The following is a 19,145-nucleotide window of genomic DNA, read 5'->3' on the forward strand; positions in this document are numbered from 1 at the left end:
TGCCTCAGGAGGCCTTCAGCTTGCCGCCCTGGATCTTGCTGCAATCGCCGGCGGGCAGCAGCACGTAGGATTTGGCATCGCGTGCCTGCGTGGCTTGTCCCGCGCAGGAATGCGCACCTTCCGCGCAGTCGTTCTTTGCCACGGCATTGATGCCATAGCACTTCTCCAGCTTGCTCTTTTCCATCCTCGCCATGTTGTCCTTCACGACCTGCGGCATCGCGCTCATGTCCTTCGTGGTTTGCGCTTGCGCGGGCGCGGCGACCATGGCAAGCGCCAGCCCTAGGGCGGACGACAAGGTGGATGCGGCCAATACATGCTTGTTCATCTTGCTTTCTCCTGACGGTTGCGGCCCGGATCCGGAGCCGTGTCAGGAGATTCGGCCCCACGCGACCAAAGGTTACGCATCCCCGGAAAAACTAACTGCGCGACAGGCGGCTCTCCATGAAGCAGAATTCAGGCATGTCTTCCCAAGCTGACCGCTCACAACGTCCAGGCCACCATGCCGGCGGCAAGCTGGGTCTCGTTGACGCCACGCACGATGCGGCTGGTCCTGACCCCTTGTCCAAACCCGCGTGCCGCCCGGACGGCACGCCGGACTGGTCGGCCATGATGGCCCGCGCACAGGCCGGCGACCGCGCGGCGTACCGGCGCCTGCTCGAAGGCATCACCCCGTACATCCGGGCGCTGGCCGTACGCCAGGTCCGCAACCCCGGCGATATCGAGGACACCGTGCAGGATGTGCTGCTCACGATTCACGCCGTGCGCCACACCTACGACCCGGCGCGTCCGTTCGGCCCGTGGCTGGTGGCCATCGCCCGCCGGCGGATTGTCGACGGCCTGCGCCGGCGGGCACGCACCAGTGCGCGAGAAACACCGCTCGACACGGAACCGGAAACCATTTCCGACCCCGGCGCGAACCTCCAGGAAATGGCACTGGACGCGCGGGCGGTGCGCGACGCGGTGGACTGTCTGCCTGCCGGACAGCGCGAGGCGCTGCGCATGCTGAAACTGGAGGAGATGTCATTGAAAGAGGCCGCCATCGCCAGCGGCATGTCTGTCGGCGCGCTGAAAGTGGCCACCCATCGCGCCTTGAAGACACTGCGCAAACTGTTCGAATCCCAAGGTAGCAAGCCGTGAGAGACACCCCTGACCTGATCGACTCGCTGGTGGCTGACGCCACGCCGGTTCGCCGCTTGCACCGGCCCTTGGTGCGGGTGGTGTGCTGGCTGTTGCTGGCTGCCCTGTTGCTAGCGCTGGTAGTGCTCGTGAATGGCGTGCGGCCAGATCTTGCGCTGAAGCTGCAACAGCCCGTCTTCGTCACCAGCGTTACAGCCGCCATCGTGACCGGCGTCTTGGCCGCGGCGGCCGCGTTCATCGCCAGCGTGCCGGGTCGCTCGCGCCGGTGGCTGTTGTTGCCGCTGCCATCCCTGGCCGTCTGGGTGGGCACAATCGGTTACGGCTGCCTGACGAACTGGGTGGTGATCGGGCCGGAAGGCATGTCGCCCGGCGAGACCGCGCGCTGCTTCGCAACGCTGGTGATGGTCAGCGCGCCGCTATCCATTGCCTTGACGGCCATGTTGCGCTATGTGGCACGCCTCTCGCCAACGCCGGTGGCGATGTGTGCGGGCCTTGCCGTTGCCGCGATGGCGGCAACGAGCCTGCTACTCATTCATCCACTGGATGCCAGCGCGATGGTCTTGTTGTGGAATCTGGGTGTCGCGCTGCTGTTTGTCGGTGCCGGCAGTCTATTTGGACTTCGACCGTTCGCTCGAATGGCGCGACACTGAGGCTACCCGACGGCAGCTCTCCCAGCCTGTGTGACAAGCACTTGGCCACGACGCCCGCCAGGAGGGCATGCAGGTAGAGCCGATGGAAGCGGAAGGCTCGTCACAGTATTCATCTCCCTCTGTCTACGATTCTCAGTTGCCCCGGATAGGCCGAGAACTTACCGACCAACGCGGCAGCACGAATGACGGTTGCACGTTGGAAGCCGCCCTTGACTTGGCATCGGGGCCGACGGCCGAAGTGGGTCGGAAGTCGCTTCTGGCGCTGCAGAGTCCGGCCCCAAATGGCCAGCGGGTCGAGACCGGCCAAAAGCGGCCTGTACCTCGCCATCAAGGCTTCTAGCTCACTAATGGCGGCTTCCAAGCTTGGAGGGACATCAATTTGACCGGCCAAAAACGCCCCACTCCACGGAGCGGGGGCGTCTCCCTGTTTAATCCCTGTCAGCCTACCGGATTGCGTGCCATGACGATCCACGCCGCGCCGTTGATCATCACCGACCGCTCGCCGGGGAGCCCCGCGAAGGCGGCACGAACTGCGGCCGAGGCGCGGGCGCGGATGTCGTCGGGCTGATCAGCGAGCGCACGCGACAACGGGCCGACCTCGAGTGTCATCTTCACCGCGTCGTCGATCGCAGCGTCCCGCGTCCCGCCCTCGCCGAACGGGACGGAAGCGTCGAAGGGGGCGATAGCAATATCGGTGAAGCCGGCCGCCGTCAGGATGCGTGCCACGCGCCCCCGGTCGCCGAACGAAAACGGGCCGGGCGCTTCGGGATCGGGCAGCGCGCTCGGCGGGACGATGCCCTTGAGCGCGCCCATCGGCAGGCGCACCCAATCGTTCTCGGCCGCGCCGCGCCAGCAGACGAAAGCGACCCGCCCGCCGGGCCGGAGCGCGCGTCGCATGTGGGCGAACGCCGCTATCGGATCGTCGAAGAACATCACCCCGAAACGCGAGAACAGGATGTCGAACGCGCCCTCGGGCAGCTCTGCGCTGCTGGCGTCGGCCACCTGAAACAGGGCCGGCGTATCCCGTTGCGCAAGCGCGCGCGCTCGGCCGATCAGCGGTTCGGATATATCCACGCCCAGCACTTGGCCCCCTGCGCCGACGCGGGCTGCGAGAGCCAGACTCGACGCGCCCGCGCCGCAGCCGATGTCCAGCACGCGCTCACCCGTCGCAGGCGCGGCGGCTTCTATCGCGGCCTGGCCGAACACCGCCACCATAGCGTCGAGCCGGGCCTGGTTGGCAACCCAGCGCTCCCCGCTTTGACCGTTCCAGTCACCGACCTGATCGGCACTTTGCTCTGCCATGTCATCTCCTTGACTCGACGATCCGTCCTTCACCGCGCCGATCTACGCCAACCTTTTCGAAGGCGACGACGCAACGGGAGAAAGGAATCCGTGCTCTCAAACAACCATCGACTGCTGGGCGAAGATACCCGCCATCGCGCCCTGCGATGATGCCTGGGTGACCGAGGGCAAGAAGGGCGTGGCGAGGTCGCCAGCGGCGTAGATGCCGGGGATGCTGGTTTGGCGGCGCTCGTCGACTTTGAGGACGATGCCAGTGGGCGTATCGACCGTGGCAAGGCCCAGTGATTCATGCAGGCTTGCGGAAGGTTTGTTGCGCGGATGGGCGAACAGGACGTCGACCGCGACATTGCGGCGGGTATCGAGATTGACCGTGGTGATATGGCCCTTGTGATGGGCGATCTCGACGATCCGGCCATCGACGACAGGTATGTTGCGGCGCGCCAGATCGGCCTGGATATCGGCCGCAATGTCATGACCATCGGCGAAGACAGTCAACTTGTCAGTCCAATCGCGGAACAGCCTGGCAGACTGGTGCGACTGTGGGCCGGACCAGACGAGGCCCCAATGCTGGCCGGCGACTTCAAAGCCGTCGCAATAGGGGCAGGGCACGATGGACGTGCCCCAGCTTTCGGCAAAGCCCGGAACATCAGGCATCTGGTCGGCTACGCCATAGCTCAGGATGAGGCGGCGCGCCCTTAGGCTTTCGTGATCGTCAGTGACGACGCAGAAATCGTCGATGGCGCCAGACACGCTCTCGGCCCGAGCATTGACCAGCCTGATCGTTGGATAGCGCGCGAGCTGCTGCCGCGCCTCGACTAGGATGTCCAGCGGCGGCTTGTGATCGTGGCCGAGCAGGCCATGCGAGTGGCCGGCAAAGCGGTTGCGCGGCCGGCCGGTATCGAGAACGGTGACCTTGCGGCGCGCACGGCCGAGCTGCAGGGCGGCGGCGAGGCCGGCAAAGCTGCCGCCGATGATGATGACGTCATTCATGGTGATGGGCTCCGTGTTGTGGATAGAGGGGTGGCTAGGCCTGGTGCGCAATAACGTCCGGAGATAAGCGCTTGAGACGGTCAACGAGCAGGGCTTCGGCATTGGCAGAAAGTTGCCCATGGCTATTGACCGGCCGGACAATGCCGCATTCGTTATCGCCGGGCGGCCCGGGGAAAGCTGATTTGGACAACCGGTTGGAACCTACCCTTGGCTTGCACATTTTCGATACTCCGTGGTATCGTAGTGCAAGAATTTGAATACTGTCAAGTACTGGAATTTTCGTGACCGAAAACAGCCAGGGCCGGCGCGGTCGGCCCGCCAACGAGGCGCTTCGCCAAACGATAGTCGACACCGCCTGCGAACTCTTCGTGGAACTGGGTTTTCAAGCGACGACCATGGACAAGGTCGCCCAGCGGGCGAAGATATCCAAGCTAAGCATCTATCGGCACTTCGAGAACAAGGAGGCGCTGTTCAGCGCGGCCATGGTGGCCCGCTGCGAGCAGTTTGCACCGCAGGCTCTTTTTGAAGGCGTCGACGGTTCGGCCGAAGATCAACTCATGGCGGTGGGGTCATCCCTGCTTCGCACGCTGTTGAGCCCGGACGTCCGCAGTGTCGAAGCCATGGTTTTGGCCGACAAGACGAATCAAAAGTCGTTAAGCAAGCTCCATTACGAAGCCGGCCCCGCCCATGTCATCGCCCAAATCGAGGCCGTGTTGCGTCAGTTGCACGCGAAAGCGATTCTGAACGTACCCGATGCTCTCCAGTCCGCCCGCTTGTTCGCCGCGCTTTTCAAAGGATCCGATCTCCTGCTTATCGCCCGCTTCGACGAGGCGAGAGCAGAGGACGACAACGAAATCGAATCCTATTGCCGGTCGGCAGTCGCCATGTTCATCGCCGCGCACGGTGGCATCTAAAGATGCCATCGCGGCCGATGAAGAACACGCAGCAGTTGCGTACGCTGTTCGCCCTGAGCAACCTATGGATGATGCGTGGACGACTGATGGGCGAGGCCATTGCATGAGCGCAAAAGCCGTCCGCGCGGGCAGGCAGAGGCCGCTTTACACACGATAGCGGCCGCTACTGCGGCCTAAGTGGAACGACAGGGAAGGGTCGTAAGGCGCCGGTCGGCTCCTCTCAACTTGGTCGTCATGACGTTCGGACTTGAGCAGCCGGTTGCTTCCCTACGGCTGACATTGCACAACGGCCTGAATCCAGCGCCTACAAGCTACCCAGCCTCAGCCGGTGCCAGGAGAGGTAGATCTTCCGCTGTCAGGGACTTTCACCCTCTACTCCCTTGCCGGTTAGCCGGCGAACACTGTATATTTATACAGTTGTCGTCGCATCCCAGAAAAGCTGGCTCCTGAAGTCAAGCCCGTGCGGCGCCTGCGCTTTCTCTCCTTCACCTTGAAAGGCAATTATGTTCGTGGACCGCACCGAAATCATCAACGCCGCCAAGGCACTGCGAGCCAGCCAGGAAGAGTCCAGGTACAGCAAGCTCGTCGCGCTCGCGAACAAGCAACTCAAGGCAATGCAAACGGCAATCCAGAAGGGCAAGGAAGAATTCGAGACCAGACTGGTACTCGACATCAACGAAGACAATCCGCAAGCAGCGCTGGAACCGCGCGCGCAACGGCTAGCCGACGACCTCAGAACGCAGGGCTACACCGCAACGGTGACAACGTTTGCCGAGGTCAGCACCGACCGCAAGAACTGGACGCCGAATATCACGGTCGTCATCGGTCTGGGCGACATGGTTTCAGAAGACGACAACGCGATAGCGGAAAGCACGGTGTCCGACGAGACGGAAGTCGCGCTGGCCGGCGAAGCTGCCAGTGAAATGGCCTGACAGCAGGCGGGCAATCCGAGGCAAGGACCGGCATCACGGGGATGCTTCGCGCACGGTCGCGTGCATGATGGCTTTTCCAACAAGGGAAATCTGCACGCGGTCTACAGTGGCACCCGATGAAGGAAACCGTGGCGTATAAGGGCGCAATAGCCTGCGTCTATGCAGGCTGTCAATAAAGTCCGGAAAGCCACGCCAGACACAGGTCGCTGGGTGTTTGAGGACGATTTTTTCTGACTTTATTGACGCGATGTTTCTGACTTTATTGTCCGTGCACCGCTTCACCGACCGCTTCACCGCTTCACCGCTTCACCGCTTCACCGAAGATACTCGAACAGATGCCATCAGTACCGACAGCACGGCCGCGCGCTCCGGTCTGCCAGCAAGGCTGTGGCTCGCTACGAGGGCGCAGACGCGCAGACGCACAGACGCGCAGATGCCAAACGCCAAACGCCAAACGCATGCAGATTCACCCCCGGAATCTGCATGAACGATTGCAGCGCACCTTCCGTGCCCCCTCGCGGGACAGTACTCCGTGACGATCAGAGCGTAGTTGAGGTCCGTAGATCAGCGTTCGGGATAGGGTTCAATTGCTGGTCGAACCAGACGTGCCCGCTCATAGGTGCTCCGCTGCCTCGATGAAACTGACCCGCGCTACATCCGCGGCGCTGTAACGCCGGATGCTGTCTAAAGCGCGACTCGCCTGGGTGAAAAGCTCAGTCACATAAGCGCTCCAGGTATGTCGCAGGTGGATGGCCCGCTCATGCAAGGCGGTGGCGATCCACCCCGTAGGCATCTGGACTATGCACCATCAGTGAACGGGTCGCGTTTGTCGCCGATCTTGGCACGTCCGTATAGATATCGTATTTCCCCGCTTCCCACTGTCCGTATAGGGATCGCGTGGACCGGAAATACTGGCACCATCCGTATAAACATCCCATGTCGTGCTGCCATACGCGACGCCCGCGCCAAGGGCGATCACCGCGCCGACGAGAAGCAAGAGTAGCGCACCTCCAGCGATCAAGAGCAACCTCTTCGCCGGGGGCGGCGAGCCCTCGAACGAAGCCGTCGTCATCAAAAGATTCGCCGCCGAGCCCGGAAAGGTTACGCGCGGCCAAGGGCAAGTGCTTGGAATACGACTGAGCTGCACGATCCGCACACAGGCGTCCGTTCAGTCGAGGACGGAAACTTTGAGTCCCGCGAGCGAATCTTTTTGCACGGACAGGGTAAGTGCCGATTAAGGCATTTTCCAGGCCAAGCCTCTTCTTCTGCCCGCGCGATTCGCAAGGCATCGAGCGCTGGTGGTTGGAAATAACCGGCAAGGGCAACAAGACTAGGCTTGGCCCGCCACCGGCGAAGTGATCGCCGATCTGGCGCGCTACCGCCGCGCCAACGTGCCGCTGCCACTTTTGCTGGTCAACCGTATGGGAACTACGCCCCGTCGCCGGGGCAAGTCGCATCAGAACCGGTGACGAACGCCCATCACCGCACCCACCTGATCCTTGCCAGGCTGTACGTTGAAGACGGCCGACGTGCCGCTACCGCTGTTGAAGCCATTAACACCTAGCGCCGAGTTATCCTTGTTGAGCGCGTAGGAGACTGACGCGTAGAGGTCGGTGCGTTTACTGAGCGAATAATCGCCGGTCAGCACGAATTGCCAGGGGTCGGATCCGGTCTGCCGGAAGTCTTGGTAGTAAGCCGTGCCAGTCAGGGAGAAAGCCGACGTCAGCTTGTAAGCCAGGCCTAGCCAGTAGAGGTTCGAGCCGGCATCAGCCGCCTGGGCGCCCGGCAGCATGGCGCCATCATAGGCTTTCGCCAGGCGGTAGCCCGCATAGACCTTAGCATCACCCACCGCATAAGTGCCAGCCACGGAAACGCGCCTCAGGACCGGCGCCTGGTTTGACGGCGTGCCGACGTGCACATCGTCATAGGCCACGCCCAGCGCGAAGGGGCCGGAGGCATAGTTGAAAAACGCGCCGAAATTACGTCCGAATACGTTGCTGCCAGCCACTTCGCTGCCATTAGCCTGGAATGAGTAGAAAGCCTGTCCAGTTAGCTTTCCGAACTTGCCGACATACTTGATGGCATTGTCTGCGCGCGCGCCAAACTCCGGCGCAATCGAGAGGATGCTGTAGCGGTCGGCAATAGCATTGGGATCATAGATATTGCCGAATTCGCGCATGCTGGTCTGCTGACGCCCCAACAGCAGTGAACCGTATTGGCTATCGAGCCCTACATAGGCATTGCGGCCGAACAGACGCCCGCTCTGGCCCGAATTGCCGGTATCGATATCGAAGCCGCTTTCCAGCAGAAAGACTGCCTTCAGCCCGCTGCCCAGATCCTCCGCGCCCCGCAGGCCCCAACGCGAGCCAGACTGATTCCCGGAAACCAGCCGCACGAGACTGTCGCCGTTGCGCCCTGCATTATTGTTGAATTCGATACCGGCGTCGGCGATACCGAACAGCGTCACGCCGGACTGGGCGTACGCCGCATTGACTGCGACCGATGCGGCAGCTATCGCAAGTATTTTTTTCATCTGACCTCTCATTGTCCTCGTGAGCAGTCGCGCATGGAACATGATTTCCGTGCAGTACCCAGGTTTCCAGCCTCGGAACGAGCGTACACATCGACACAGCAATTTCGCGGCTGTGCAATTTGAAGTTGAATTGTATTTGCTGCGTATCTGAAGCGATGGACTATTAAATGATACTTTGTCCGCAAGCCAACCAAGTAGACATGATTTGCGGCCCCATAAGGGTAGCAAATGCCACACGAAGACATCAAAAATTCCTGTTCGCGCTGTTGCGATTTCCAGACGCACGCTTGTGAGAGGCCTACAGGGGAATGCCAAGATACGCCAATTAGCTATCATGAGCCCTTTGGTTATATCGAGGTCCAAGATGATGTTGATATCGATATAAGGGCGCAATGTCGTTGGGGTAGATCGATATCGAAGATTCTCATCTACTCAAGGCAGGCGTGGATATCGTCGTGATCAGCCAATGGCTCGGTACGGTGAGACCGCCGACCGTATGCGCAAAGATGGGAAGCAACCCCCCCTTCCCATCTTTACTTGCAGCGCCGCCTCAAGAATTACAGGGCTGCGTCCTTCAGCTTCTTCAGCGGACGGACCTTCACCTTTACCGATGCTGGCTTGGCAGCAAACCATTGCTCTTGTCCCGTGAAGGGATTCTTGCCAAAGCGCTTCTTCGTGGCCGGGACCTGGATAGCAGCCACCTTAAACAGGCCCGGCAGCGTGAACTCGCCAGCGCCCTTCTTGTGGATAGCGCTCACGATGGTGTTCTCTAGGTGAGACAGGACAGTCTGCACCGTCTTCTTGTCCAGTTCGGTCTGGGTAACCAAGTGAGCCAGCAGGCTTGACTTGTTGAACGTCTCCTTCAGCGGCTTCGCTACAGGCGCTGCTGCGGCCTTCTTAGCTGCAGGTGCAGCCTTCTTTGCCGGCGCTGCCGACTTCTTGGCCGCAGTCTTCGTGGCGGCCGTCTTCTTCGTTGCCATGTGGCTCCTTTTGCAGGAATACCGGCACTATTGCCGGAATCCGCGCAGCATCGCGGAGATTCATGCAGATGTGCAGTAGGGGCCGGCCGCATGTTGTGGCTTGTTACGCAGGAATCTTCACGGTCCAGCGCTCAGGCATGTGGTAGTCGCAGCCAGAAGGAATTCACCCGGATACCCTCACCCAATGTCAGACCTGCCTAGCGACTTGCTCGAACTCGTTCAAGACTGTCGCCTTGAACTGGTCGAACACCACCCATTTGTTGAACTGACTACTCCAGAATCCCCTGCCTCGGAATATTGGCTCAGCCAGCTCCTCGATAACGCTTCCACTCTGGATGCGTTGGGTAGAATGAACGTTGATACAAGAACTACAACGGAAGGCATTAGCCATGAGGGTCTTGCGGAAGAGGATTGGCTGGCGCGCCAACTTGGCGGGGCCCGTGCCGACGTGGGCGACCAGAATGCCCCGGGATGCTCAACGATGAGCCACAGCGCGGTCGTGTTGGTCGACTTTGAGAGCGTCCAGGACATCCAATTTTTCCGGCTCGCGGGTTCGCGTCTAGTAGTGTTCGCCGGAGAGGTCCAGAGGAAGGTCCCCATTGAGGTGGCCATGGGCCTGCAAGCGCTTGGCGAGCGAGCCCGGTGGGTCCGCTCGAGCGGGGTAGGCCCCAACGCCCTCGACTTTCACATCGCCTTCGAGATCGGCCGCATGGTGGAGAAAGGCGAGAAAGGGCCCGTGTTCGTGCTCTCCCGCGACAAGGGATTCGATCCCTTGCTAGCTTGGCTTGGCGCGGAGCTGGGGATTCCCGCGCGGCGTGTCGCCTCGCTCGCCGAGGCGTTTGGCGCCGGCCCGGTCGACGCCGCTGCCGGCCAGGCCTCAGGTCTGGTTCAGCCGAGCCCGGCGGCCGCGCAAAAGCCGAGCGCGAGTGCCAAGCCGACGGCGTCAAAGCCCCCGAAGGCGGCCAAGGCCGCCCCGGCGAAAACACCCAAGAAGATCGCACAGCCCAAGTCGGGCAATGGCAAGAAGGCAGGCACCAAGCCGAACGCCGAGCTCACGCGTCAGATCCTCGCCCGCTCGCTGAAGGAGGCCCGGCCGCGGCGGCGGGCGACGCTGGCCAAGCACATCCACGCCATGTTCAAAGCGCACGCGATCGCAGAGCGCGAGGTGGAGTCCATCATCGCCAAGCTCATCGCCAACCGCTCCATCAGCGACGCCGAGGGAGCAATTACCTACCACTTCTGAGGCGGCGGGAGGACGCAGGCAGGCCTAGCTACGCATGAGGACATTGGGTCGCGCGGGCTTTGGCGGACGCAATTCAGGACATCAAGATGTTCACGATTCGCACGAGTAGTAAGGCGCCGATTCGGCGGCCACGACGAATTCGGCCGGGCTCTTGGCCGCCATGATCTTCTCTTGTTGACCGGGCGGCAGCATTGCGACGACCGCGGTAACGAGGACTTGGGCGTCGGCTGGCGAGAAACCGCGCCCAAGCGCCTGGGCCCGAAAGGACACCCAACGCCCGTGGTGGCCCCGCCTATCCGCTGAACGCCGAGCGATGGAGCGTCAAACTGGCTTTTTCAATTTGAGGCGGCGATAACCTCAGACGCGAACGTATCCAGTCACGAATGCTCATCAGGGATTCCAGCCTAGATCCTGGCGGACTACGGTCAATTTGCCTAGTCAGTTGCACGTCCGCCGTGTACACGTCGAGAAGGTTGTTCGTCCGGAAGCGATCAGGTGTCTTTTCGCCGCGGTCAATTGCGATGATGCGGGCCACGCTGTCTGCGTCAAGCAGTCGAGTCTGCCGATACTGCCGGTAGATCTCCTCGAGCGGCTTGTATCGTACGCCGCCGTCAATACCCCGGATGCTCGCAACTTTTTCCATGCGTAGAAGCAGATAGCGTTTCGCGATCGCCAGGTCGCACACTGCAGCATCAACGCTGCAATCGCCGCCATGACCGGCTCCGCCACCCCATGTCCTGCACCGGACGCCCCGTCACCGCAGAGCCCTTACTGTACCGGCACGCAATTGCGCGCTTCCTGTCCAGGCCACCGGTATCCAGCTCAAGCAGCGTCAGTGACGCCTAAGCGGCCATTGCGGTCATGGCAACGGTGTAGCCGAAAGCGCCGCACAGCGGGATTGCCAGCAGCACGCTGCCAATCCCGCACCTTATGGAACGGGCTGCCGCCACTCATCTTCGCTTACATATCGCCAATCGCGCAGTCGTACTCGGCAAGCCGGTCTTCGATGCGGGCTGCGCCGAATTCCCACGCGGCCGGTACAGGCAAAGCGTCGCCTGCACATGCCATGTCGATTCCTGAAAGACATCTGACGCAGGCGTCAACGCCGCCTCCCCCTGCTAGGGGAAAACCTTACTAGTATTGACGCATATGTCGAATATCCTTACTAACATGTCAAATCCAGGCGAACCAGAAGCACACTCTTGGCGGGCATGAGGGCTCTGGAGGTCGGCCATTTGTGATCTCTGAGCAGCAAAAGATCTGCCCCAGAATTCTTGAGGGCATCTCAAAAACTGCCCCCTTCCCAGCACAGCCTGCTGCGGCAGTCCGCCCCTGGTGGTGCAGTCGTAGCGGCCCAGGTTTCACATATAAGTCTTCGAGGGGGCGAATTCGGAAAACGTCGAACGTACGCATTAATGCAACTTGCTTGGTGAAATATAAATTAATTAATTGGAGATAGTCGTGGAAGTATCAGAAAAAGATAATGCTCTATCTGTCTTTGATAGATATCCAATGGGCATGCCGCAATGGTTCGCCGTGATCATGTGTGCGATGTGCATGGTCATCGATGGATTCGATGTCCAGGCCATGTCGTATGCGGCACCGGCGCTCATGTCTGAATGGGGTGTCAGTAAAACTCTTCTGGGACCCGTATTCAGTGCAGCACTGCTTGGCATGCTCGTGGGCTCAATCTTTCTTGCGGGCATCGCGGATTCGATCGGCCGGCGACCGACATTGACTGCGGCGCTTTTTGGGGTGGCGATATGCATGGCGCTAACCCCATTTTCTCAGTCGATTGAGCAGCTGGTCATCGCACGTTTTGTTGCCGGTATTGGAATGGGAATCGTCATACCAAACGCCCTCGCTCTTGGCAGTGAATATAGCCCAAGTCGCATCAGGACCACCCTTGTCATGGCGGTATCGTCGGGGTACGTCGTCGGCGGGGTTGTGGGTGGTGCGACGGCTGCATTCGTCATTCAGCCGTTTGGCTGGACCGGCGTGTTCTACGCGGGCGCAGTGCTGACCGGATGTCTCGCGATCTTCATGCTGTTCCAACTTCCCGAGTCTCTGCAGTTCTGCCTGTTGCGTCGGCCTGGCGACCCACGTACGACCCGCCTAATTCGACGACTTGGCATCAAAGAAAGCGATTTGAACCTTATTTCCAGGAATGAAGATTCCAGCAAAGGAAATGCGTTGAAAGTTCTGCTTGCCGACGGCCGAGCGTCACCCACTCTCACTCTTTGGGTCGCAGGATTTTGCAACATGCTGTGCGCGTACTTTTTGGCTGCATGGATTCCATTATTGATGAGCGGAAAAGGTTATTCTGGCAGCAATTCTGTGCTCGCAGGAACGATGCTCTGGACCGGCGGCCTGGTCGGCAACTACCTCCTCGGATTCCTCATCGACAAGCGTGGATATGGGACAGTTCTTTTTGCGAATTTCCTAATGGGCGGCTTGGCAATCGTCGGGCTGAGCTACTTCACGCTATCCCCACAGATTGCGATGTGCTGTATTGCACTCGCCGGGTTCAGTGTCATTGGAGGACAATCCGGGCTGTATGCGGTCGCCGTATCGCTTTACCCGACCAAAGGCCGCGCAACGGGGGCCGGCTTCGCTTCTGGCGTGGGACGGCTCGGTGCAGTGCTGGGCCCGATTATTGGCGGCCAATTGATGGCGCTGTCGTGGACAACCGATAGCATCATTCTCGCGTCCGCCATCCCTACACTGATCACCGCTGTGGCGGCCTGTGCACTGGGAAAAGTTCACGGCAGAAGCCCGACCATGCCAGCCATTCGTAGCCTCAAGGCCGATTGAGAGCGGGACAGGGCTTGCGCTTTTGATTGGGGCGAAATGCAGCGCGAGCATTGCTACAAAAGCCATCGGAGCGTCTAATTATCCGGGATGAACATCGCGGGAAGGCGCCATGACACAGTGCACAAATTGCGGCTTCGAGAATACCCCCGAAGCCCGTTTTTGTGAGCAGTGCGGCGCTGCGCTGGCCCGTATCTGCCGCAGCTGTGGCCACTCTCTGGGCACTGCCGCACGCTTCTGCAATGCCTGCGGCGCGCCCGCCCCCGAATTGCCGAAGCCGCCCGCCGCACCCATTCACTACACCCCGGCCCACTTGGCCGAGCGCATCCGCGCCGAGCAAACCGCTCTGGAAGCGCGCGGCGAGGCTGCCGGCGAACGCAAGACCATTACGGTCTTGTTCGCCGACATGGCGGGCTCGACCGCGCTAATCCACGACCGGGATCCGGAAGAGGCCCATCGCCTGATTACACCCGTCATCGAGTTGATGATGGAGGCGGTGCATTACTACGAGGGCTACGTGGCCAAGACGCTCGGGGACGGGATTCTCGCGCTCTTTGGCGCACCCATTGCCCATGAGGACCACACACAGCGCGCACTGTATGCGGCGCTTCGCATGCAAGCGGCGATGCGCCGGCACAGTGACCAGATAAGACTGGAGCAAGGCATCTCGTTACAAATCCGGGTGGGCCTGCATACTGGCGAGGTAGTCGTGCGCTCCATCCGCAAGGATGACCTGCACACCGACTACGATCCGGTGGGCCACACCATCCATATCGCCTCCAGGATGGAGGCAATGGCCGCACTGTCATCGATTCTCGTCAGCGACTCCACGCGCAGGCTCGCCGAGGGGTATTTCGAATTCAAGGCGCTTGGCGCCGCCCAGGTCAAAGGTATTCCCGAGCCGATCGAGGTTTATGAGGTACAAGGTCTCGGCGCACTGCGTACGCGCTTGCAAGTGGCCGCGCACCGCGGACTGGCCCGCTTCGTGGGGCGGGAAGCTGAACTTGAGGCGCTACAGGGCGCTCTGGAGGCGGCCGCTGCCGGATGCGGCCAAGTGGTTGCGGTGATGGGAGAGGCCGGGGTCGGGAAGTCACGGCTGTTCCACGAGTTCAAGGTTCGCTCAGGACAGAACTGCATCGTGCTGGAGACCTTCTCCGTCTCGCATGGAAAGGCCTTCGCTTATCTGCCACTGATCGAGCTGCTGAGGAATTATTTCCAGATCACTGCACAGGATGACGAGCGGCAATGCCGGGAGAAGGTTGCGGGCAAAGTGCTCACGTTGGCGCGCAACATGGAAGACGCCTTGCCCTATCTCCTCTACCTGCTGGGAATCGGCCAGCCCGGTCCGGGGTTATTGGACATGGGCGCCAATATTCGGCGGGAGCGGACATTCGATGCAATCACACGCTTGCTCTTGCACGAGAGCCGCATCCAGCCAGTCGAGGTTCTGTTCGAGGACTTGCAATGGCTGGACAAGGAGACGGAAGCATTTCTTTTCTTCCTCATCGAGCGCGTAGCGGATGCACGGATCATCCTCCTCCTGAACTATCGGCCCGAGTACCAGGCTGCCTGGGGACATCTGGACAATTGCACGGAACTGCGGCTGAAGCCATTAGGGCCGGCCGAGGCACAGGGCTTGCTCCGCGTTTTGTTGGGCGATGACCCGGGCCTCGAATCCTTCAAGCGCCTAATCCTTGCGAAAACCGAGGGCAACCCGTTTTTTATGGAGGAGGTCGTCCAGACCCTGGTCGAAGAAAAGGTGCTGCTAGGCGAACCGGGGCGGTACCACATCGACGAGACACCAAGCGAACTGCATATTCCCACCACGGTACAAGGCGTGCTTGCCGCGCGGATGGACCGGCTGCCGCTTGAGGAGAAGGAACTGCTGCAGATCCTGGCCATCATTGGCAAGGAGTTTGCATTGAGCCTGGTTTGCGAGGTCACTGGGGAGCCCGAAGACCGCCTATATCCTCTGCTGACAGGCTTGCAGAACGCTGAGTTCATTTACGCGCGTCCCGCATTTCCTGAAATCGAGTATGCGTTCAAGCACGCCTTGACTCAAGAAGTCGCCGGCCACACGCTACTTTCCGCTCAGCGCGGGGCTATCCATGGGCGCACGGGGAGCGCCATCGAAACGCTGTTCCGTCATCAGCTAAAAGACCACTACAGCGAGCTGGCATACCATTACAGTCTCAGCGGAAATATCCCTAAGGCGGTGGAATACCTGCATTGCGCCGGGACGCAGGCCATTGAGCGTTCGGCGCATTCCGATGCCATCCGTCATCTGTCCATGGCGCTGGAACTACTCAAGCGATTACCAGAGATACCAGAACGCGCACGACAGGAACTTGCATTGCGCGTTACCCTGGGTCCGGCGCTGGTTGTCGCCAGAGGCTATGCGTCGTCGGAGGTCGGAACGAACTATACCCGTGCGCTAAACCTGTGTGAGTTGGGTGGTAATGCCGCACAGCGCTTCCAAGTCAAACTCGGATTGCGCGCGTACTATTCACTGCGTGCCGAGCATGAGACGGCGTATGGCCTCGGACAGGAACTGCTTGCGCTGGCGGACAGTGCACAAGACCCGGCGATGCTCGCACAGGCGCACGTCGCGCTTGGGGGAACGTTGCTCTTCCTTGGCAATCTGCATTCGGCGCGATGCCACCTGGAGCAAGGGCTTGCCAACCATGCGCCGGAGCAGCTTCCCCTCCATGACGGACTATATGGGCAGGATCATGGGGTCCGCGGACTCAGCCTCTTGTCGTCCGTTCTGTGGCATCTGGGCTTTGCGGCACAAGCCAGCAAGGCAACTGATGAGGCGCTCGCACTGGCCAGGCGGATGTCTCAGCCCTTCAATCTCGCACTGGGGCTGATCTTTGCTGCAACATCGCATCAGTGCCGTCAGGAAGGGCGGCTGACGAATGAGTACGCCGAAGCCGCGGTAACGCTATCAGCAGAACAGGGGTATCCGTTCTGGCTCGCATGGGGAACCATCCTGCACGGGTGGGCATTGGCGGCGCAGGGAGACAGTGAGGCCGGCATTGCCCGGATTCGAACGGGCCTGGTCGCCTACGAGATGACGGGCGCTGGATGGGGACGGCCCTACTTCCTGGCCTTGCTGGCTCACGCTTATGGCACAGCCGGACACGCCGCAGCGGGACTGGACGTGCTGGACGAGGCATTGACTATCGTTGGCAACACGCACGAACGCCATTTTGAAGCGGAACTTCACCGGCTCAAGGGGGAATTGTTGTTCCTGCGATCGAACACGCCACTCGGCATGTCGATGGACCCTGAGGCAGCCGAAGCGAGCTTTCATCAGGCAATCGCCATCGCTCGCCAGCACGCGGCGAAGTCGCTCGAACTGCGCGCCACGCTGAGTCTGGCGCGCCTTTGGCATCAGCAAGGCAGGACGCAGATTGCACACCAGACGCTGGCCAGGATTCACACGGCCTTCACTGAAGGGTTCGACACGGTTGACTGGCAGCAGGCCAAGGCACTGCTGATTTCCATGGGTTCCGCGGCGGGGTCAGAGAGTGGCGACTACGATTGACTTGGCGTCCTTGGGCGCCAGGCTTAGCACGCGACTTACTGCAACGCGCCCCGATGCGGCTGCTACCCCGCCCTTGATGGACCAGCACACGGCCGCCATGCTGCGGCTCGTGCGCGTACTACGATTTGCTCGCCCTGTCGCTAGGCATTAGCCGGATCCACAGTTGGCCTGGAGAAGCCCCCTGCTTCCACGCGCGCAATGAACTCGGGGTCGCGTGACAGAAGGTCTTCGTGCGTCACCCGCCCAGTGCGCAGCATGTAGTCATAGGCGAAGGCCACCGGATCGAGACCCATCTTCTGGTCGACCGACTCGTACCAATCGAGGCTACGACGTGCTGCGTCCTGGAACTTGGCCGATGCATCGCGGCGGCTTTCCTCAAAGGCCCGAAGCGCTGTCGGCACATTGTCACGATGCGCGCACACAGCGTCACACAGCGCGATGGCGTCCTGCATGGCCATGCGGGTGCCGGAGCCCAGCGAGAAATGCACGCTGCGCAGCGCGTCGCCCAGCAGCACCACCTTGCCATGGGACCAATGCTCGTTGCGCACCACGCTTGCCTGGAACCAGTTCGACCTGTTGCCCAGCAATGGCTGGCCGCCCAGATCCTCGGCAAAGACCTGTTCGCAGAACGCGCGGCTCTCCTCCTCGGTGGCGGTATCCAGGCCGGCGCGATGCCATGTGTCGGGATCCACTTCCACCAGGAACGTCGACAGCGAATCGCTGTACTGGTATGCATGGGCAATAAATACCCCATACTGCGTCTCGCGGAAAATCAGCGAGACCGGATGGAACAGCTGGTGGGTACCGTACCACGCGAACTTGTTTCGGCGCACGTCGAAGCTGGGCTGGAAATGCTCGGCAAGCCCGGTTCTCACTTCGCTGTTGATGCCGTCTGCGGCGACGATGATGTCCGCGTCGGGCAATTCGGCCGGATCATTTACCTGGCTTCCATAGCGAATTTCTACCCCCGCCTCGGCACAAGCCTCCTGCAGAACGCGAAGCAGGTCGATGCGCGAGGTCCGCGAGAAATGGTTATTGCGCAGTTGCACCGCCACTCCCCGGTGGACCACCTCCATGTGGTCGCAACGTTGATGATGGGCCGTGAACTTGCTGAAGAACGCTGGATCCGCGTCCTTCAGGAACGACAACGCGATGTCCGAGAAGACAACTCCCCACCCATAGGTGGCGCCTGCCTCGTTGCGCTCGTGCACGACGACATGGTCTTCAGGATGCCGTTGCTTGAGCAACAGCGAGAAATACAGGCCGGCCGGCCCGCCTCCGATGACGACGACATTCATGGTATCTCTCTCTTCCGGCATCAGGCGCAACGGGCCTGGTTTGGTTCGCTTGCGGGCGCCAGCAGCGCACCGGCATTGGGGACGACTGGTGCCAGGCCCAGGTGTTCCAGCATCTGCCTGACCGTGCAGACGGCCGTCGAGATGACCGGCAGCCCGATCCTGTCCTGCGCGGCCTGGATCGCCGGCAACGAAGGCATCTGCACGCAGGCCGACAACACCACGGCGTCGGCCTTGGCAGTGTTCAGGCGTTTGACATCCTCGAGCAATTGCATCGGGTCGCGGCGTCCGACCTCCAGGTTGTCCGGGATTTCGAAGGACAACGCGTCGAGGACTTCAATGCCCTCGTGCTCGATATACTGAACAACGGCGTCGGTGAGCGGCTTCATGTACGGCGCCATCAGCGCGATGCGGCGTGCGCCCATGGCCTTCAGGCCTGTCACCAGTGCGCCGGCAGATGTCATCACCGGTGCGTCGCAGTGGTTCTCCCGCGCCACGCGCAGCAGGTCCTGCTCCACCTGGCGGTGGTAGCCGGGGCCCATCGCCATGATGGCAACCAGGCAGGCGGTGCTCATCACATCGACGCGTGCGTCGGCGAGTTCCGCCGCACAGCGCAACCCTTCGCGGTTCATGGCTTCCAGCTCTTCGCGCACTACGCGATGCATGCGCATGCGGCTGGAATGGAACGTAAAGCGCTCCGGCAGAATTTGTTCCCGTGCACGCAGCATTGCCGGGATCTCGGTCTCCATCGTGGTGTTGGAGCTGGGCACGATCTGCCCGATTCGGTAGGTACGACTGTTCATGCTGG

The 19,145-nt window shown here is 61.0% G+C and carries 14 protein-coding genes and 1 pseudogene; 8 read left to right on the top strand and 7 right to left on the bottom strand.

Annotated features, from left to right (window positions below; all coding sequences use genetic code 11):
- Positions 1–4: 4 nt before the first annotated feature.
- On the bottom strand, positions 5–325 hold the full coding sequence (gene bufA1 / locus AC3WLE_RS06660) for a BufA1 family periplasmic bufferin-type metallophore (protein WP_492318253.1): 321 nt from the start codon (positions 323–325) through the stop codon (positions 5–7).
- 116 nt (positions 326–441) lie between these two features.
- On the opposite strand from bufA1, the gene AC3WLE_RS06665 reads away from it, so the two are divergent.
- Both AC3WLE_RS06665 and AC3WLE_RS06670 read left to right on the top strand, forming a co-directional pair.
- The gene (locus AC3WLE_RS06665; protein ID WP_492318252.1) at positions 442–1,137 is read left to right on the top strand and encodes a sigma-70 family RNA polymerase sigma factor; all 696 of its coding nucleotides are present in this window, start codon (positions 442–444) and stop codon (positions 1,135–1,137) included.
- Positions 1,134–1,787, top strand: a complete 654-nt coding sequence (locus AC3WLE_RS06670; RefSeq protein ID WP_492350836.1) for an NrsF family protein — start codon at positions 1,134–1,136, stop codon at positions 1,785–1,787. Before AC3WLE_RS06665 ends, AC3WLE_RS06670 begins: the two co-directional genes overlap by 4 nt.
- Positions 1,788–2,225: 438 nt before the next feature.
- Here AC3WLE_RS06670 and AC3WLE_RS06675 read toward each other — a convergent pair whose 3' ends face one another.
- Together AC3WLE_RS06675 and AC3WLE_RS06680 are read right to left on the bottom strand one after the other, a co-directional pair.
- Entirely contained in the window at positions 2,226–3,089 is an 864-nt protein-coding gene (locus tag AC3WLE_RS06675) for a class I SAM-dependent methyltransferase (protein WP_492318250.1), read from the bottom strand.
- Between the two features lie 96 nt (positions 3,090–3,185).
- Entirely contained in the window at positions 3,186–4,079 is an 894-nt protein-coding gene (locus AC3WLE_RS06680) for an NAD(P)/FAD-dependent oxidoreductase (protein ID WP_013958644.1), read from the bottom strand.
- Positions 4,080–4,360: 281 nt separating this feature from the next.
- Here AC3WLE_RS06680 and AC3WLE_RS06685 point away from each other — a divergent pair, with 281 nt between their 5' ends.
- The 3 genes and pseudogenes from AC3WLE_RS06685 (at position 4,361) to AC3WLE_RS06695 (ending at position 5,925) form a co-directional block, all read left to right on the top strand.
- Complete coding sequence (locus tag AC3WLE_RS06685; RefSeq protein WP_013958643.1) at positions 4,361–4,993, top strand: TetR/AcrR family transcriptional regulator; 633 nt, start codon at positions 4,361–4,363, stop codon at positions 4,991–4,993.
- Positions 4,981–5,100 (top strand): annotated as a pseudogene (locus AC3WLE_RS06690) (IS5/IS1182 family transposase); the annotation flags it as partial. The gene AC3WLE_RS06685 and the pseudogene AC3WLE_RS06690, both read left to right, overlap by 13 nt.
- 396 nt (positions 5,101–5,496) lie before the next feature.
- Positions 5,497–5,925, top strand: coding sequence for a hypothetical protein (locus tag AC3WLE_RS06695; protein WP_492318247.1), 429 nt, complete (start codon positions 5,497–5,499; stop codon positions 5,923–5,925).
- Between the two features lie 1,456 nt (positions 5,926–7,381).
- Here the strand turns inward: AC3WLE_RS06695 and AC3WLE_RS06700 are convergent.
- Both AC3WLE_RS06700 and AC3WLE_RS06705 read right to left on the bottom strand, forming a co-directional pair.
- The gene (locus AC3WLE_RS06700; RefSeq protein WP_492350837.1) at positions 7,382–8,458 is read right to left on the bottom strand and encodes a porin; all 1,077 of its coding nucleotides are present in this window, start codon (positions 8,456–8,458) and stop codon (positions 7,382–7,384) included.
- Between the two features lie 557 nt (positions 8,459–9,015).
- Entirely contained in the window at positions 9,016–9,438 is a 423-nt protein-coding gene (locus AC3WLE_RS06705) for an HU family DNA-binding protein (RefSeq protein ID WP_492318245.1), read from the bottom strand.
- A gap of 205 nt (positions 9,439–9,643) precedes the next feature.
- Between AC3WLE_RS06705 and AC3WLE_RS06710 the strand changes: the two genes are divergently transcribed.
- The 3 genes from AC3WLE_RS06710 (at position 9,644) to AC3WLE_RS06720 (ending at position 17,042) form a co-directional block, all read left to right on the top strand.
- Entirely contained in the window at positions 9,644–10,681 is a 1,038-nt protein-coding gene (locus AC3WLE_RS06710; RefSeq protein ID WP_492363564.1) for a PIN domain-containing protein, read from the top strand.
- Between the two features lie 1,461 nt (positions 10,682–12,142).
- Positions 12,143–13,495, top strand: a complete 1,353-nt coding sequence (locus tag AC3WLE_RS06715; RefSeq protein WP_492355926.1) for an MFS transporter — start codon at positions 12,143–12,145, stop codon at positions 13,493–13,495.
- Between the two features lie 109 nt (positions 13,496–13,604).
- A complete protein-coding gene (locus AC3WLE_RS06720; RefSeq protein ID WP_492355925.1) occupies positions 13,605–17,042 on the top strand; it encodes an adenylate/guanylate cyclase domain-containing protein in 3,438 nt (1,145 codons plus the stop codon).
- Between the two features lie 140 nt (positions 17,043–17,182).
- Here the strand turns inward: AC3WLE_RS06720 and AC3WLE_RS06725 are convergent, their stop codons facing one another.
- Complete coding sequence (locus AC3WLE_RS06725; RefSeq protein ID WP_492355924.1) at positions 17,183–18,340, bottom strand: FAD-dependent monooxygenase; 1,158 nt, start codon at positions 18,338–18,340, stop codon at positions 17,183–17,185.
- 20 nt (positions 18,341–18,360) lie between these two features.
- Positions 18,361–19,140 (bottom strand): maleate cis-trans isomerase family protein, encoded by a 780-nt coding sequence (locus tag AC3WLE_RS06730; RefSeq protein WP_492355923.1) that lies wholly within the window; start codon positions 19,138–19,140, stop codon positions 18,361–18,363.
- Between the last annotated feature and the right edge of the window lie 5 nt (positions 19,141–19,145).

Source organism: Cupriavidus sp. FW306-1B-F12B (genome assembly GCF_058781795.1).

What these genes read in the sequence shown, in the direction of transcription:
- bufA1 (WP_492318253.1), bottom strand. Translation starts at nt 325, where the DNA reads ATGAACAAGCATGTATTGGCCGCATCCACCTTGTCGTCCGCCCTAGGG.
- AC3WLE_RS06665 (WP_492318252.1), top strand. Translation starts at nt 442, where the DNA reads ATGAAGCAGAATTCAGGCATGTCTTCCCAAGCTGACCGCTCACAACGT.
- AC3WLE_RS06675 (WP_492318250.1), bottom strand. Translation starts at nt 3,089, where the DNA reads ATGGCAGAGCAAAGTGCCGATCAGGTCGGTGACTGGAACGGTCAAAGC.
- AC3WLE_RS06680 (WP_013958644.1), bottom strand. Translation starts at nt 4,079, where the DNA reads ATGAATGACGTCATCATCATCGGCGGCAGCTTTGCCGGCCTCGCCGCC.
- AC3WLE_RS06695 (WP_492318247.1), top strand. Translation starts at nt 5,497, where the DNA reads ATGTTCGTGGACCGCACCGAAATCATCAACGCCGCCAAGGCACTGCGA.
- AC3WLE_RS06700 (WP_492350837.1), bottom strand. Translation starts at nt 8,458, where the DNA reads ATGAAAAAAATACTTGCGATAGCTGCCGCATCGGTCGCAGTCAATGCG.
- AC3WLE_RS06705 (WP_492318245.1), bottom strand. Translation starts at nt 9,438, where the DNA reads ATGGCAACGAAGAAGACGGCCGCCACGAAGACTGCGGCCAAGAAGTCG.
- AC3WLE_RS06720 (WP_492355925.1), top strand. Translation starts at nt 13,605, where the DNA reads ATGACACAGTGCACAAATTGCGGCTTCGAGAATACCCCCGAAGCCCGT.
- AC3WLE_RS06725 (WP_492355924.1), bottom strand. Translation starts at nt 18,340, where the DNA reads ATGAATGTCGTCGTCATCGGAGGCGGGCCGGCCGGCCTGTATTTCTCG.
- AC3WLE_RS06730 (WP_492355923.1), bottom strand. Translation starts at nt 19,140, where the DNA reads ATGAACAGTCGTACCTACCGAATCGGGCAGATCGTGCCCAGCTCCAAC.